Annotated in this window: 1 protein-coding gene; it reads left to right on the plus strand. The window is 64.5% G+C overall.

Going from position 1 to position 600, the window contains the following annotated elements; translation table 11 throughout:
* Positions 1-138 precede the first annotated feature (138 nt).
* The coding region (locus AC5RV3_RS17725) for a flavin reductase family protein (RefSeq protein ID WP_494123204.1) at positions 139-600 on the plus strand (462 nt) is incomplete at its 3' end.

The following is a 600-nucleotide window of genomic DNA, read 5'->3' on the forward strand; positions in this document are numbered from 1 at the left end:
GCGACAGTTGTCCCGGTGTGAACGCATCCCGGGACGCTTGAGCGGGCGTCGCGTCCCCGGTTGACTGGAATCAGCCCGTCACAGTCGACGGATCCCCGTCATAGTCGACGGATCAAGGGAAGAAAAGGTGGAAGCATCATGGCTAAATCAGCAGCTACAATCTCGCCGGTCAGGCCGGAGGATATGCGCAGCGTCCTGGGCAGTTTCTGCTCGGGGGTGACAGTGATCACCGCCATGGGTGAGCAGGGGCCGGTCGGGTTCACCTGCCAGTCCTTCAGCTCGCTGTCCCTTGAGCCTGCGCTGGTGTCGTTTTTCCCCGCAAAGACGTCCACGAGCTGGCCGAAGGTCCGGGCAGGAGGCAGCTTCTGCATCAACGTCCTTTCGGCGGACCACGAGCATGTCAGCCGGGCCTTCGCGCGCTCGGGGGCCGACAAATTCCAGGGCATCCAGTGGGCGCCCTCCCCTTCGGGTGCACCCGTCATCGACGGTGTTACCGCGTGGATCGAATGCGACCTGGTGGACGAATACGACGGCGGGGACCACACCATCGTCGTGGCCCGGGTACGCGCGCTCGAATCGGACCCCGCCCAGGATCCCCTC

Source organism: Arthrobacter sp. Y3221114 (genome assembly GCF_059092625.1).